The following is a 13,661-nucleotide window of genomic DNA, read 5'->3' as shown; positions in this document are numbered from 1 at the left end:
ATGTAATAATAGCTTTCAAAATATTTGAAAGTTGGTTTTTGACTAATTTACTTAGTTTTAAGCTGATTGAATTGTGGATAATTATTTTAAATAAAACTAAAATAATTAGTATTTTTGTATTGAATTCTTCCCCTAATTAAAGCAAGATAATATGATTCAGTTAAATGATTTTTTATATGGCAAAATGGAATTGCCAGAGGTATTTTCTGATCTGTTAGAAACTGATGCTTTAAAAAGGTTAGCGGGCGTACATCAAAGTGGTGCGATATTTTTGGTTAACCCTGATATTTCCCATTCAAGGTTGGAGCACGCCATTGGGGTAACCATGTTAATCAGAATGCTTGGTGGTTCAGAACTGGAGCAGATTGCCGGTTTACTACATGATATTTCGCATACCGCTTTTTCTCATGTGGGCGATTATGTTTTTGGCAACACTGATGAAGATTACCACGAAAAGGTTTTTGCAGAGATTTTGTGTAAATCTGAAATTCCAGATGTTTTATTGAAATATGGGTACAATATTAATCAGATCCTTTATGGAAGTTTTGCAATTTTGGAGCAGCCTTTACCAGCGCTCTGTGCCGACCGTTTAGATTATACCCTGCGTGATGGCATTCATGGTGGTGTGATTTCGCGTCAGCGGGCACGCGAGTTTTTGACCGCTGTGGTTTTAAAAGACGGAAAAATTGCCGTAAATAATGAAGCAGAGGTAGCCTGGATCAACGAAGCATTCGAAAAGTTAAATAATGAAGTTTTTAAATTACCGCTTCACCTTTATGCCAATGGCAAAATAGCAGAACTGATTAAGAAATTTTTGGATAAGGGTTTATTGGTTGAAAGTGATCTGTTTAAAACCGATACCATGTTGTTGAACAAAATTAGGACAACCTACGAGGGGTATGAAGCCATTAAGTCGATTAAACAGTTAAAAGGTTTTGCAGAGTTTATGCGCCATGGCGCCGTACCGAAAATTAAAACCAGGAAACTGGATGCGCTTCTGGTGTAGGCGGTGAGTGATTGGAGATAAGCCATTAGTGTTAAAAGGATATCTGTTCAAAGCGATATGTCATCCAAGAGATTATTTGTTTATAAAAATTAATATGGATATCAGAGGATTTTAGCGAATTGACAGGCTGCGAAAAATCGTCAACAATTAACCATAACCAGTTTACAATTGGCAGTTTGCAATTACTAATGAACTAGTGACCAATGAACTAATAAACCAATGAACTTTTCTACCTATATTGTACAAAATTTAATATTATGTCTGCAATAGAAATTATTTTAATCGGTGTGGTAGTCCTGTTGATTTTTGGGGGTAAAAAACTACCTGAGTTAATGAGGGGAATAGGGAAGAGCGTTAAGGAATTTAAAGACGCCAAAAACGAACCACCGGTTAAATAAATAAGGTTTGTAAAACATTTGTTTAATGGCGCTGTTTTTAATCAAATAACCTCAACATGGAAAATCAAAAACAAGACCAGGCAAAATCAAAATCTGATTTCACAACAGAAAATGCTAAACATCCTGAAAAAGGATTAAACAACTGGAATGATCGTTTAGATGAAAACCTGGAGCCTGAAGATCAAAATAACAGCATCGCCGACGAAAAAGCAAAAGATTTTTCTGAAAAATATGGAAGCGGTGATCAATCTGACGAAAGCAATAACTGAATATTTATTATATAATGGTTTGATTATTATGGGCTAATTGCTTTTATTCAATAATAATAATGTTGAGCTCTTCAAAATTTTTACACCAGTCCCGGGAGTTTATTACACGAAACAAGATTTTCTCGCTTAAAAAATGTTAATTTTTTTCCATGTGATTTGATTAATGGTATATTGCATATCTATATCAAACAAACATGTATAACGTTTTCAAAATAAGCTGATAAGTAATGAACAGGCGTTGGTTATTGGTTTTATTTTTTTTGCTATTTGCATCATCTTTATCTTATGCCCAAAATACTTCTAACAAGGGAAAGGATTTTTATGTTACATATACAGGCCATGTTGATGGCAAGAAAACAAGATTAACTTTATTTTTATCTGCTGATAGGGCCACAAAATATCAGGTTACTGTGGGTAATAATGTGGTTTCGTCGGGTACTGTTCCTGCCAATACCTGTTTACCTGTTATTATCGATCCAAATGTTGCTGCCAGCGACGCCTACATTGGGTCTAATGATGTGATTGAAAGTAATAAAGCCATTCACGTAACCACTAGCGATAATCCAATTTCATTATATAGTGTAATTGCCTATCAGGCCCGCACAGGTGGTACTATGGTGCTTCCAACCAATACTTTAGGTAAAGAGTATTATACTTATAGTTATCAAAGCGCTAATACCAATGGTAATTATGCCGAATTTACCATCGTTGCTGTAGATGATGATACCGAAATAGAAATCACGCCTACAAGTGGCAATGCGGCTCATCAGGCCAATCAAACCTTCACAAAAACATTAAATAAGGGAGAGATTTATCAATATCAGGCTACCAATGATTTATCTGGCAGCCATATTAAATCTACTAAGGGATGTAAACCGATTGCGGTTTATTCTGGTAATACCTGGGCATCATTTTGTGAGCAGGGAAGCAGTAGAAATCCAAGTGGTGGCGATAACCTTTATCAGCAGTTGTTTCCGGTTACGGCCTGGGGAAAAAACTTTGTAACTGCACCTTTTTACAATACAACACATGGCAATACGGATGTTTTTCGGGTAATTGTTTCTGAAGATAATACGGTTTTAACCGTAAACGGAAGTACAACGGATGCCAACGGAACCTCGTTGAGGAATCCTTATCAAAAAGGCGCAATTGTTACTTTTTTTTCTACTTCAGCTAATGTGATTTCCGGTAGTAAACCCATTTCTGTGGCACAATACCAAACTTCTCAAACCTGTAATTTAAGCAATCGGACAACACCAAACGCAAACGATCCCTATGTTGGTGATCCAGAAATAACTGTACTTAACCCGGTTGAGCAGACCTTAAGTAATATTACTGTTTATTCGAGATTGGATAATGTGATTACGAATATCAATAAGTTTTTCATTAATGTGATCATTAAAACTGCGGATATTCCTTCATTCCGTTTAGATGGAAATCCAGTTTCAAATTTTGTTGCGATAAACGGCGAGTATAGTTATGCTATTGTTGATGTGAGCTTAAGTCAGCAGGCACAGCACCGCTTATCTGCTGCAGGAGGTTTTTCGGCTATTGCTTATGGTTATGGCTCGGTTGAATCTTATGCCTATCTCGCCGGTGCCAACATTCAGAATTTTACCTTTCAGCCTGTAAACGAAGCTACTGGAAAAAATGTAACCAGCGGATGTTTGGGCGAAATCATCAAGTTAAAAATCAATCTTCCTTATCAACCCACCCAATTGGTTTGGGATGTACATAATGGTGATGGCGTAATTACCGAAACAGCACCTACGTCGCAGGGTACATTCACCAATAACGAGGTTACGTATTATACTTATTTTTACCCTAAAGAAATCAAATACGATACACCTGGAGATTACCAGTTTAAAGTAATATCGACCAAACCCACTGCCGATGATTGTGGTAATATCGAAGAGCTTGTAGCCGATTTTACAGTTGATAATCAACCTTCGTCTATTGCCGATGTTCCTGAAACCGGCTGTCAGGCCAGTGGCGTTCAGTTTACAGATAAAAGTAAATCCAATTCCGATTCGAGAAGCATTACACAATGGTTATGGGATTTTGGTGATGGAGAAACTTCAACAGAACAAAATCCGGTTCATATTTTTAAAAAAGCAGGACAATTTAAAGTAATTTTAACAGCTACAACCGATTCTAAATGTACAGATGTATCTGAAGAATATCCTATCCTGATCAATCCTCAGCCGGTATCTGATTTTGAGGTAAGTAGCTTGTGCACAGATAAACCGATCAAAATAACTGAAAAATCGACAATAGAGAATCCAGCGAAAATTGTAAAATGGACCTGGAATTTTGGCGATGGTTCTGCAGATGATACCAATCAAATTCCAGTGCATCAGTATAGTGCTACTGGTTCTTATACCATTACCTTAACCACCGTGAGTGATAAAGGCTGCGTAAGTGAGGTAAAATCAAAAACGGTAAGCGTAATCAATCCCCAGCAAGCTGATTTTATCCTTCCTGATTTTTGCCTGGATGATGGAGTGGCCAAATTTAAAAATACCTCAAAAAATGCAGATGGAAGCATTACTGATTTAACCGCTCAGTGGACTTTCACCTTTAATAATAATACTGTAGCAACCTCAACTGATTTTAATGGTTCCTTTTCACCTATTGTTACCGGTGATTATAATGTAGTTTTAGTTGTAAAAAATATAGATGGCTGTGAAATGTCAAAAACGCTTACATTTACCGTAAATGGGGCGGTTAAAACTGCCGATTTTGATATTGTAAAAAATAACGTTTGTGTGAGTGATAAAATCATCATAAAAAATACTTCAGCTACTTTTGCAGGCAAGATTACCAAAATTGAGATTTATAGGGATTACCCAAATGAAACCAGTATTTATAAAACTATTCCTTATCCGGATGACAGCGATATAGAGATCCAGTACAATACTTTTGGAGGCACTGCAGATCGAAGCTTTAATGTCAGGCTTGTAGCTTATTCAGGAGAAAGTTGTTTTAAACCCGTAGATAAATCAGTTACGTTAAAACCAGAGCCGCAATTGGAGTTTGATACTATGCCTGCTGTTTGTGAAGCCGATGGAACAGTGCTCATTATACAGGCGAGGCAGAAAACCGAAGAAGAAGTGACCGGAGGTAGCGGCGAATATGCCGGAGATGGCATGAAGGCCGACGGAACCTTTAACCCTAAAATCGCTGGGGTTGGATCACATACCATTACTTATACCTTTAAAGGCGCCAACGATTGTTCTTCTTCAATCAGCAAAAACATCGAAGTGTATGCATCTCCTGTGGCCGATGCAGGTAATTTGATCTATATCCTGGCTGGCGGACAGATCGAAATCCCTGCAACTGCTGAAGGAACCAATTTAAAATACGAATGGTCGCCGGCAACTGGTTTAAACAAAACCAATGTGTTAAATCCAATCGCTTCACCCGAACAGGATACAGAATATACTTTAACAGCAACTACTCAGCCCGATGGTTGTGCAGCTACTGCTAAAGTTTTGGTAAAAGTGTTGCAGATGTTAAATCCACCCAATACCTTTACACCAAATGGCGACAACGTAAACGATACCTGGATTATCAAGTATTTAGAATCATATCCTAAGGCCACTGTTGATATTTTCAATAGAAATGGCCTTAAAGTATTCTCAAGTAAAGGGTATAAAGTTCCCTTTGATGGAACTTACCAGAACGAACCGCTTCCGGTTGGCGTTTATTATTACATTATTAACCCGCAGAACGGACGAAAAACTATAACAGGACCTCTCACAATAATCAGATAGAATTGAAAAAGATCATAGCTTTATTTACGCTTTTTATAACTTTTAATAGTTTTGCGCAGCAAAAACCACAGTACACCCAATATATTTTTAACCAGTACCTCTTAAATCCTGCACTTTCGGGTATTGAAAATTACCTCGATTTTAAAGCGGGTTACCGTAAACAATGGTCGGGTATTACCGATGCACCTCAAACGTCTTTTGTATCAGCACACTGGGCATTGGGTGATAACCAGTTATGGAGTAATGCATTGACTTCTTTTCCTGAGCAAACGGGTAATCCGATGGATAGGAACTATATGCAGAACTACATGTCGTCACCATCTCACCATGGGATGGGAGTAACGGCTGTATTGGATAAAACCGGACCTATAAAACGGTTGGATGCTAATGTAACCTATGCTTATCATTTACAATTGAGCAATAATTTTAATTTATCGGCGGGTGTTGCTGCAGGGATATCGAGTATTTCATTGGATGTTAACGCACTTACTTTTGATACCCCGATTGATCCGATTATGAACAGGGCGCTGATTAATCAGGTAAAACCCGATTTAAGCATAGGTTTATGGTTGTATGGTGCAAGGGTATTTGCAGGTTTATCGGTACAACAGATTTTGCCGCAAAAATTAAGCTTTACGGGCGATAATACCTATAATTTAGGTAAAGAAGCACCACACTATTTTGCTACCGGAGGTTATAAATTCTTTGTAGATGATGAGATTTCAGCTATCCCTTCGATAATGGTAAAATATGTATCGCCGGCACCTGTCTCTTTTGATTTAAACATGAAACTGGCTTTTAAGGATAAAGTCTGGTTGGGAGGAAGTTATCGTAAAGATGACTCTTTTGCCGCAATGGCGGGTTTTAATATTGGTAAAATGGTTAACCTCACTTATTCTTATGATTTTACCACTTCTCAATTAAATCAGGTCAGCAACGGTAGTCACGAAATTGTGCTGGGTATATTGCTCAATAACGTTTACAAAGTGCCATCGTATATTAAAATGTGGTAATTAAGTTAACAGTTGGTAATTTTCAGTTGAAAATTCTATCGTTACAACGGATAGTTTATGCCCACGGTATGTTGATCCTTTTAGTATTAACCAACTGTAAACTTCTAACTGTAAACTGACTTATAGTTCTTTTCTTAACCTTGCAACCGGAATATTCATTTGCTCGCGATATTTTGCAACAGTTCTTCTGGCAATGTTATAACCTCTTTCTTTTAAAATTTCGGTTAATTTTTCGTCAGCCAAAGGTTTGCGTTTATCTTCATTGCCAATGCAATCTTCCAATATTTTTTTAACCTCTTTATTCGAAACTTCTTCACCGTTTTCGGTCTGAATAGCTTCCGAGAAGAAAGATTTAAGCAGGAAAGTACCAAATTCGGTTTGTACATATTTAGAGTTTGCCACCCTCGATACGGTTGAAATATCCATATCGATTTTATCAGCTATATCTTTTAAAATCATCGGGCGCATTTTACGCTCATCAGCCGTTAAAAAATATTCGTACTGGTAGTGCATAATGGCGTTCATCGTTTTCAACAAAGTCTGTTGTCTTTGTTTAATTGCATCAATAAACCAACGTGCCGAATCCAGTTTCTGTTTTACAAACTGAACGGCTTCTTTCAGCTTTTTATCTTTTGATGAAGCTTTATCATAATGCTCGAACATTTCCTGGTAGGATCTGCTTACCTTAAGTTCCGGGGCATTTTTCGAGTTTAAGGTTAAAATCAGTATGCCATCGTTATTGCTGATGTGAAAATCAGGGATAATCTGCATCTGTTTGGTAGTCACCTGGTTGGCATCGCCTGGTTTCGGGTTTAAACGCAGAATTTCGTTCACCACCTCTTTCAGTTCTTCGCTATCTAAACCTAAGCTTTTTTCTAATTTATCGTAATGTTTGCGTGTAAACTCATCCAGGTAATTTTCTACCACATTCATTGCTTTAATGATAATGGGATTGCCCGGATCTTTCCTTTTCAACTGGATAAGCAAACATTCTTTTAAATCTCTGGCTCCAATGCCCGGAGGATCAAAACTTTGGATCAGTTTTAACATTTCCAGTACGTCTTCTTCTTCTACCATTACATTCTGTGAGAAAGCAAGGTCATCGATCATTGAACCCAGCGGACGGCGTAAATAACCATCATCGTCTAAACTGCCGATAATCTGTTTACCGATAATGAAATCCTGATCAGATAGAGGAATGAGATCTAGTTGCTCCTGTAAACTTTCGAAAAATGTACTTTCAATGGCGATTGGAGTTTCTTTTTTCTCCTCATCATCATCTCCATTGTTGTAATTAGTGCTGTAATCGTTGGTAGAATCATCCTGCAGATAATCATCCACATTAAATTCATCCATACTGGTATCTTCTGATGATTGTTCGTAATCCTCAGGACCATCATTTAAATCGTCGTACTCGCTTTTAGGCTCGTCCTGAGTCATTAAACTAGGATCTTCAAGCGCCGGGTTTTCTTCCAGTTCTTCTTTTACACGCGTATCTAAAGCAACGGTTGGCACCTGTAACAGCTTGATAAACTGAATTTGCTGTGGTGATAACTTTTGTAATAATTTTTGTTGTAGATGTTGCTTTAGCATATTAAATATAAAAGAATAGGGCAAAAATAAACAATAGATTTCAGATATTCTTCGCAATTGCTCTAAATGCTATCGATATGTCCGGTTTTTTAAAATTATCTGCTAAACATTTGGATTGAATTTAATGTTTGCTATTTTAGTAAATAAATAAACTAAAATTAAAAAATATGGGATTTGTAAAAGAATTTAGAGATTTTGCAGTTAAGGGAAATGTGCTCGATTTAGCTATCGGTGTAATTATTGGTGCAGCTTTCGGTAAGATTGTGAGCTCATTGGTTGAAGACATTATTACTCCTGCAGTTTTAGGCCCTGCATTAAAGGCAGCTGGTTTAGAAGACCTCAGTAAACTTACCATTGCGGGTACTGCTATTAAGTATGGTAATTTCCTTTCGCAGGTGATTTCTTTTATCATTGTTGCACTGGTTCTTTTCCTGATTATTAAAGCAGCCAATAATTTGAAAAAGAAAGAAGAAGCCGCTCCGGTTGTAGCGCCTGTACCTACAAAAGAAGAAGTGCTTTTAACAGAAATAAGAGATTTACTAAAAGCCAAAGCATAATAAAAAAGCTCCGCAGACTGATCCCACCTGCGGAGCTTTTTTTAATAACTCCTTTTTAACGATGGATCAGTAATAATGATGTAATCGCCCAGGTTTTTGAATTTGTCCCAATCAGGACTGGCGAAACTTGCGTCAGAAAAGGATGAGATGTTCAGGATTTTCAATTTTGGATTGGCTTGCGCCAGTTTGGCCAAAGTGCCCAGTTTTTCATCACTATGAAAACGGCCGTTAAGTTGTAAAACCTTTATTCCTTTATTTGCTTTTGTAAATTTATTGATCGACCAGGCCATGGTAGCATCCCATAGATTTTGTGTTTGGTAAATCTGCATCGGTCCCATGTTATGGCCACCTAAAGTTTCTATAAATTTTTCATAATACCTTCCTTTAGCCGTATCAATAGGTAGCGGTGGCAAAAAGTTGAATGATGTTTTTGGGAATTTTTCCAATACTTTTAATCCGCCCATGGTAACCGCATTGCTGTATCGGGTTGCAGCATTGGCTGCAATCACTTTTAAGTGGTGCTCTTTGGCGTATTCTACCAAAGGTTTATAATCTTTGTAATTTCCCCAGGCTCTCCCTTCTTTGATAAAGTTCTTTTCCGAAATCAGTCCGGCTAAATATTCATCCAATTCCGGCTGTACATCAGTGTGGAACATTTCTAATGACAAGGCCGTTTTTTGAGGATAGGCTGTGCCCAATTTCTTAAATATTTCAGCCTCCAGGTAATGCCCGATGGAATCGTTGTGGTCTTCACCAAAAAAGAGCACATCGTTAGCTTGCATATCCGCAACAATATCATCAATGGTTACGGTTTTTTGCTTTTTTACATCGTATATTTTGTAATGGCTGCTAATTTCCTGTGCATATACTGCTGAAGAAATGCTTAAAGCCAATATTAATAAGAATAATTTCATGCCCTCAAAATAGCAAAATAATTTTCACCGATAAAATTAGGCCATTTACCGCCTTTTGACCAGTTCTTGCGCCTGGTGTATATAATGCGTAAGCACTTATCAATACTTTTGGATTATTAAATATTACACACATGAATAATCTTAATCATAACGATAATAACAACACCAAAAATCCCGGGCGGGCTTTAAGTGGTTTCATCATAGCGATCGTTGGGATCGCACTTTTGTTAAATAACATGCATTTAGATATCCCGGAATGGGTATTGAGCTGGTCTAATTTTTTAATCTTAATCGGTGTATTTATTGGCGTTCGCCGTAACTTTAAAGGAATAGCCTGGTTAATCCTGATTTTGATCGGCGCTTACAATACTTTAGATAATATGAATCTTGATTTTGATCCATCTAAGTATGCTTTAGGCTTCGGTTTGGTGATTGTTGGAGCTTTTATGATTTTCAGGCCAAAAGATTCACAATTATTTGGCAGAAAGCGTAAATATAAAAATAAAGCCAATTTTGATTTTAGTGAAAGTACTAATGATAAAACGGCAAATAATAACGATATTATTGATGTAACGGCCATTTTTGGGGGAAGTACGCAGACTGTTTATTCTAAAAACTTCCAGGGAGGTGATATTATGGCAATTTTTGGTGGGGCAGATATTGTGATGACGCAGGCCGATTTTCCTGAAACAGTATCGCTGGATGTTACTGCCGTTTTTGGAGGGATTAAATTAATTGTTCCACAAAATTGGGCCATAAAATCAAACGTCACCGCATTATTCGGTAGCGTAGAAGATAAAAGATCTCATTTAATGCCCGTATCAGAAATGACAAAAACATTGATTTTGGATGGTACAGCGTTATTTGGGGGGATCGAGATCAAAAGTTTCTAAACATATAAAAAACATCGCCTATGAAATGGTTTGCAGTAAATTGTATCTATCAGGTAATTTGTGGTGAAGGAAAGCACACGCCTCAGTTTAATGAGCAAACGCGTTTAATACAGGCAGAAGATATTGCAAGGGCCTTAGATAAGGCAAAATTGAATGCCGTACACTTTAACCCTCCCTTTAATAACTGTAAAGGCGATAAAGTTGTATGGAAGTTTATAGGTGTAGGAGGAATATCGGCAGTTGAAGAACCAGCTGATGGTGTTGAAGTAAGTTCGAGGATTGTTGAACCGAAATCGGTAGACAAATACCTCGAAAAGCTCAAACACCGAAATAAATCATTAACTAATCAAAAACTGCTTTGACAACTAGACCTTTATCCGTTCCACAGATACAAAAAACATCGCTTGCACTGGCAATCGTATGGACAGTATTGTGTGGCGTTGGATTACATTATGTGGTAAATTTCTCCTGGTGGATATCCGTAGCCGATAGCCTGATCAATAATTTTTTATTGGCATTGGCCTGCATCGGGATCAGCAATATGCTGGGTTATTATCAGCCAAAAAATGAACGTATCCTCTATGTACTGATTATTACCCTCGCCCTTACATTTGTAATTATTTATGCCGCAAAATATAGCATGCTTTATATTTTTGCCGATTACAAAGAGTACAAAGATTTTTATAATTTTTCATTTGCTTTCCGCGGACTGATTTCTTTTATGTGTTTGGCCTGGTGTTCGTTGGCCAATATCTTATGGTATAGGTTAGAAGAACAATCAGAAACGCACGAAAGGCTTTCTGCAGCCAAAAGTCTCGCAAAAGAAGCCGAACTGAATAAATTAAGGCACCAGTTACAACCACACTTTCTTTTTAACAGCTTAAATTCGGTATTTGCCCTCACCATGGTTAACCCGAAAGAGGCAGGGGTGATGATTATGAAACTAGCTTCTTTCCTCCGCGGAACTTTAAAACGTGATGATGAATTATGGGTTTCGGTAGAAGAAGAAATGGAGTACATCCAGTTGTACCTCGATATCGAAAAAGTAAGGTTTAGTCATAGGTTAAATATTGAAGTGAATGTTGCCGAAGATACTTTGAATCTTTGTTTGCCAGGAACCTTATTGCAGCCCATTGTAGAAAATGCCATTAAATTCGGACTTTACAATACTTCTGCCGGAATTACGATTAAGGTAGATGTTACTGTAGAACATAACATTTTACAACTAAGGGTACAGAATCCGTTTGATCCTGAAATGAAGGCTGCTGGAGGAACCGGATTTGGTTTAAGTGCCATTAAACGTAGGTTATATCTGTTATTTGCAAATACCCATTTATTACAAACCGATATTGAGGCAAATAATTTATATATTACCACCCTAAAAATTCCACAAAAAAATGATCAGAACAATACTAATTGACGATGAGCCTTTAGCAAGAGATATTGTAAAATATTACCTTTCAGATCATGCAGAAATAGAGATTGTAGCCGAATGTGGTGATGGGTTTGAAGGATTAAAAGCAATTACCCTACATAAACCCGATTTGATTTTTCTGGATATCCAGATGCCCAAAATAAGCGGTTTCGAAATGCTCGAACTCGTGGAAGATAAACCTGCCGTAATTTTTACAACAGCTTTTGACGAGTTCGCCATTAAAGCATTCGAGGTGAATGCGGTCGATTATCTGCTAAAACCGATTGATAAATCACGTTTTGATGCAGCCATTAAAAAGCTGCCGAACAAATTAAACCAGACAGAAAATACCGAAGCGGTTTTAGATGCAGCAGCCTTAAGCCCGGCCCAAAACAATAGGGTAGTGGTTAAAAAGGATGGTGTAATCAAAATTATCCCTGTTGCCGATATCAATTATTTGGAAGCAGATGATGATTATGTAAAATTGAGTACGGTTGATGGTTCGTTCTACAAAAATAAAACCATGGCCTATTTTGAGCAGACACTTGATGCAGGTCAGTTTATCCGTATACACCGTTCGTACATCATTAACCTGGCACAGGTAACTAAAATAGAGTTAAAAGAGAAAGATAGCTATGTGGTGCTGTTAAAATCGGATATCTGGTTGCCGGTTAGTAAAACTGGCTATGTAAAACTGAAAGCGGCGTTGGGATTGTAAAAAAGAAGAACTGCTTATTTCGTTCCATTGGAACGAATCATAGGTAGAAAAAATGCAATAGGCATATTTTCGTTCCGTAGGAACGTTTCGTTAAAAACAATCATTTATAAACGAACCATTGGCCTTATTTTTCAAAAGATTTTTTACATTTGCATTAAATAGAAAAAATAATAATTAATCACTCTTGCATTTGTAGAGAAATCGCTTTATATTTGCACCTCTTAATTTTACAATAGATAATATACAGTCATGAAAAGAACATACCAACCTTCGCAAAGAAAGAGAAGAAACAAACACGGCTTCCGCGAAAGAATGGCAACAGCTAACGGCAGACGAGTATTAGCATCACGTCGTGCTAAAGGAAGAAAAAGATTAACAGTTTCTGACGAACGCAAGCATAAAGCATAATTTTTGATTGCTTTTCCGTTAATCCGGAATTGGCAGATCAAAATCTGCAGTTATCAATCAAAAATATATGTACACATTCAGGAAAGAAGAACGGTTATGCAGCAGGAAATATTTAGACCTGTTGTTTAAAAACGGTTCTTCTTTTTTATTATACCCTTTTCGGGTTTCCTATCTTTTTGTCGATCAACCAGCTGATTTGCAGGCACAGGTGGTCATCAATGTTCCTAAAAAAAGATATAAACGGGCTGTCGACCGTAATCTGCTCAAGCGCCGCATCCGCGAAGCTTATCGCTTAAATAAACAAGATAAATTATACCTTCCACTACCTGCTGATAGGGGTTTGCTTTTGTTTTCCATCCAGTTTGTGGGGAAGGATAAATATGAATTTGCCTTTATCGAGAAAAAACTGATCGCTACTTTCAAGCGTTTCCAAAATTTAATCCAGCCCAATGAAATTCATCAATAAAGTTTTCGGCTGGTTCTTTCTAGGTTTGATCAAAATTTATCAGTACGCCATTTCACCCATGCTTGGCGCAAATTGCCGCTTTACACCAACCTGCTCGCAATACGGCATAGAAGCGATCAAAAAACACGGACCATTTAAAGGTGGCTGGCTGGCATTAAAACGCATTGGTAGATGCCATCCCTGGGGCAAACACGGACATGATCCGGTCCCATAATGAGGTTCATTAGTTTATTGGT

15 protein-coding genes are annotated in these 13,661 nt (G+C 37.4%); 13 read left to right on the top strand and 2 right to left on the bottom strand.

What is annotated here, in order from left to right; genetic code table 11:
- The first annotated feature begins 151 nt into the window (after positions 1-151).
- From H9L23_RS13245 to H9L23_RS13225, 5 genes are all read left to right on the top strand, one after another.
- The gene (locus tag H9L23_RS13245; RefSeq protein ID WP_187590866.1) at positions 152-1,006 is read left to right on the top strand and encodes an HD domain-containing protein; all 855 of its coding nucleotides are present in this window, start codon (positions 152-154) and stop codon (positions 1,004-1,006) included.
- Between the two features lie 257 nt (positions 1,007-1,263).
- Positions 1,264-1,404, top strand: a complete 141-nt coding sequence (locus H9L23_RS13240; RefSeq protein WP_187590865.1) for a Sec-independent protein translocase subunit TatA/TatB — start codon at positions 1,264-1,266, stop codon at positions 1,402-1,404.
- A gap of 56 nt (positions 1,405-1,460) precedes the next feature.
- Positions 1,461-1,673: a hypothetical protein gene (locus H9L23_RS13235; RefSeq protein ID WP_187590864.1), complete on the top strand. Its 213-nt coding sequence runs from the start codon at positions 1,461-1,463 to the stop codon at positions 1,671-1,673.
- A gap of 227 nt (positions 1,674-1,900) precedes the next feature.
- Positions 1,901-5,449: a PKD domain-containing protein gene (locus tag H9L23_RS13230; RefSeq protein WP_187590863.1), complete on the top strand. Its 3,549-nt coding sequence runs from the start codon at positions 1,901-1,903 to the stop codon at positions 5,447-5,449.
- Between the two features lie 2 nt (positions 5,450-5,451).
- The gene (locus tag H9L23_RS13225) at positions 5,452-6,462 is read left to right on the top strand and encodes a PorP/SprF family type IX secretion system membrane protein (RefSeq protein WP_187590862.1); all 1,011 of its coding nucleotides are present in this window, start codon (positions 5,452-5,454) and stop codon (positions 6,460-6,462) included.
- Positions 6,463-6,582: 120 nt separating this feature from the next.
- Here H9L23_RS13225 and rpoN read toward each other — a convergent pair whose 3' ends face one another.
- Positions 6,583-8,055 carry an RNA polymerase factor sigma-54 gene (gene rpoN, locus H9L23_RS13220; protein WP_187590861.1) on the bottom strand — a complete coding sequence of 491 codons (1,473 nt, stop codon included), beginning with the start codon at positions 8,053-8,055 and terminating at the stop codon, positions 6,583-6,585.
- 167 nt (positions 8,056-8,222) lie between these two features.
- Here rpoN and mscL point away from each other — a divergent pair, with 167 nt between their 5' ends.
- The gene (gene mscL / locus H9L23_RS13215) at positions 8,223-8,612 is read left to right on the top strand and encodes a large-conductance mechanosensitive channel protein MscL (protein ID WP_187590860.1); all 390 of its coding nucleotides are present in this window, start codon (positions 8,223-8,225) and stop codon (positions 8,610-8,612) included.
- Positions 8,613-8,653: 41 nt separating this feature from the next.
- Here the strand turns inward: mscL and H9L23_RS13210 are convergent, their stop codons facing one another.
- Complete coding sequence (locus tag H9L23_RS13210; protein ID WP_187590859.1) at positions 8,654-9,526, bottom strand: ChaN family lipoprotein; 873 nt, start codon at positions 9,524-9,526, stop codon at positions 8,654-8,656.
- Between the two features lie 131 nt (positions 9,527-9,657).
- On the opposite strand from H9L23_RS13210, the gene H9L23_RS13205 reads away from it, so the two are divergent.
- The 7 genes from H9L23_RS13205 to yidD all read left to right on the top strand — a co-directional run bounded on the left by H9L23_RS13205 (position 9,658) and on the right by yidD (position 13,639).
- Entirely contained in the window at positions 9,658-10,419 is a 762-nt protein-coding gene (locus H9L23_RS13205) for a LiaF transmembrane domain-containing protein (RefSeq protein ID WP_187590858.1), read from the top strand.
- A 20-nt stretch (positions 10,420-10,439) separates the two neighbouring features.
- Positions 10,440-10,781, top strand: a complete 342-nt coding sequence (locus tag H9L23_RS13200) for a DUF4288 domain-containing protein (RefSeq protein WP_187590857.1) — start codon at positions 10,440-10,442, stop codon at positions 10,779-10,781.
- Complete coding sequence (locus H9L23_RS13195; protein WP_246474687.1) at positions 10,778-11,839, top strand: sensor histidine kinase; 1,062 nt, start codon at positions 10,778-10,780, stop codon at positions 11,837-11,839. The genes H9L23_RS13200 and H9L23_RS13195 overlap by 4 nt, the downstream gene beginning before the upstream one ends.
- Entirely contained in the window at positions 11,817-12,551 is a 735-nt protein-coding gene (locus tag H9L23_RS13190; RefSeq protein WP_187590856.1) for a LytR/AlgR family response regulator transcription factor, read from the top strand. Before H9L23_RS13195 ends, H9L23_RS13190 begins: the two co-directional genes overlap by 23 nt.
- A 249-nt stretch (positions 12,552-12,800) precedes the next feature.
- Positions 12,801-12,959 (top strand): 50S ribosomal protein L34, encoded by a 159-nt coding sequence (gene rpmH, locus H9L23_RS13185; protein WP_010601723.1) that lies wholly within the window; start codon positions 12,801-12,803, stop codon positions 12,957-12,959.
- A gap of 67 nt (positions 12,960-13,026) precedes the next feature.
- On the top strand, positions 13,027-13,425 hold the full coding sequence (locus tag H9L23_RS13180; RefSeq protein WP_187590855.1) for a ribonuclease P protein component: 399 nt from the start codon (positions 13,027-13,029) through the stop codon (positions 13,423-13,425).
- On the top strand, positions 13,409-13,639 hold the full coding sequence (gene yidD, locus H9L23_RS13175; protein WP_187590854.1) for a membrane protein insertion efficiency factor YidD: 231 nt from the start codon (positions 13,409-13,411) through the stop codon (positions 13,637-13,639). The genes H9L23_RS13180 and yidD overlap by 17 nt, the downstream gene beginning before the upstream one ends.
- Positions 13,640-13,661: the final 22 nt, after the last annotated feature.

Origin of the sequence: Pedobacter roseus (genome assembly GCF_014395225.1) — a bacterium.
GTDB classification, from domain to species: Bacteria; Bacteroidota; Bacteroidia; order Sphingobacteriales; family Sphingobacteriaceae; genus Pedobacter; species Pedobacter roseus.
This window is presented reverse-complemented; position numbering and strand designations above follow the sequence as displayed.

Excerpts from the sequence above, each read along its gene's own strand:
- H9L23_RS13190 (WP_187590856.1), top strand. The coding sequence starts at position 11,817 with ATGATCAGAACAATACTAATTGACGATGAGCCTTTAGCAAGAGATATT.
- H9L23_RS13245 (WP_187590866.1), top strand. The coding sequence starts at position 152 with ATGATTCAGTTAAATGATTTTTTATATGGCAAAATGGAATTGCCAGAG.
- H9L23_RS13180 (WP_187590855.1), top strand. The coding sequence starts at position 13,027 with ATGTACACATTCAGGAAAGAAGAACGGTTATGCAGCAGGAAATATTTA.
- H9L23_RS13205 (WP_187590858.1), top strand. The coding sequence starts at position 9,658 with ATGAATAATCTTAATCATAACGATAATAACAACACCAAAAATCCCGGG.
- H9L23_RS13235 (WP_187590864.1), top strand. The coding sequence starts at position 1,461 with ATGGAAAATCAAAAACAAGACCAGGCAAAATCAAAATCTGATTTCACA.
- H9L23_RS13230 (WP_187590863.1), top strand. The coding sequence starts at position 1,901 with ATGAACAGGCGTTGGTTATTGGTTTTATTTTTTTTGCTATTTGCATCA.
- H9L23_RS13240 (WP_187590865.1), top strand. The coding sequence starts at position 1,264 with ATGTCTGCAATAGAAATTATTTTAATCGGTGTGGTAGTCCTGTTGATT.
- rpoN (WP_187590861.1), bottom strand. The coding sequence starts at position 8,055 with ATGCTAAAGCAACATCTACAACAAAAATTATTACAAAAGTTATCACCA.
- rpmH (WP_010601723.1), top strand. The coding sequence starts at position 12,801 with ATGAAAAGAACATACCAACCTTCGCAAAGAAAGAGAAGAAACAAACAC.
- yidD (WP_187590854.1), top strand. The coding sequence starts at position 13,409 with ATGAAATTCATCAATAAAGTTTTCGGCTGGTTCTTTCTAGGTTTGATC.
- H9L23_RS13210 (WP_187590859.1), bottom strand. The coding sequence starts at position 9,526 with ATGAAATTATTCTTATTAATATTGGCTTTAAGCATTTCTTCAGCAGTA.
- H9L23_RS13200 (WP_187590857.1), top strand. The coding sequence starts at position 10,440 with ATGAAATGGTTTGCAGTAAATTGTATCTATCAGGTAATTTGTGGTGAA.
- mscL (WP_187590860.1), top strand. The coding sequence starts at position 8,223 with ATGGGATTTGTAAAAGAATTTAGAGATTTTGCAGTTAAGGGAAATGTG.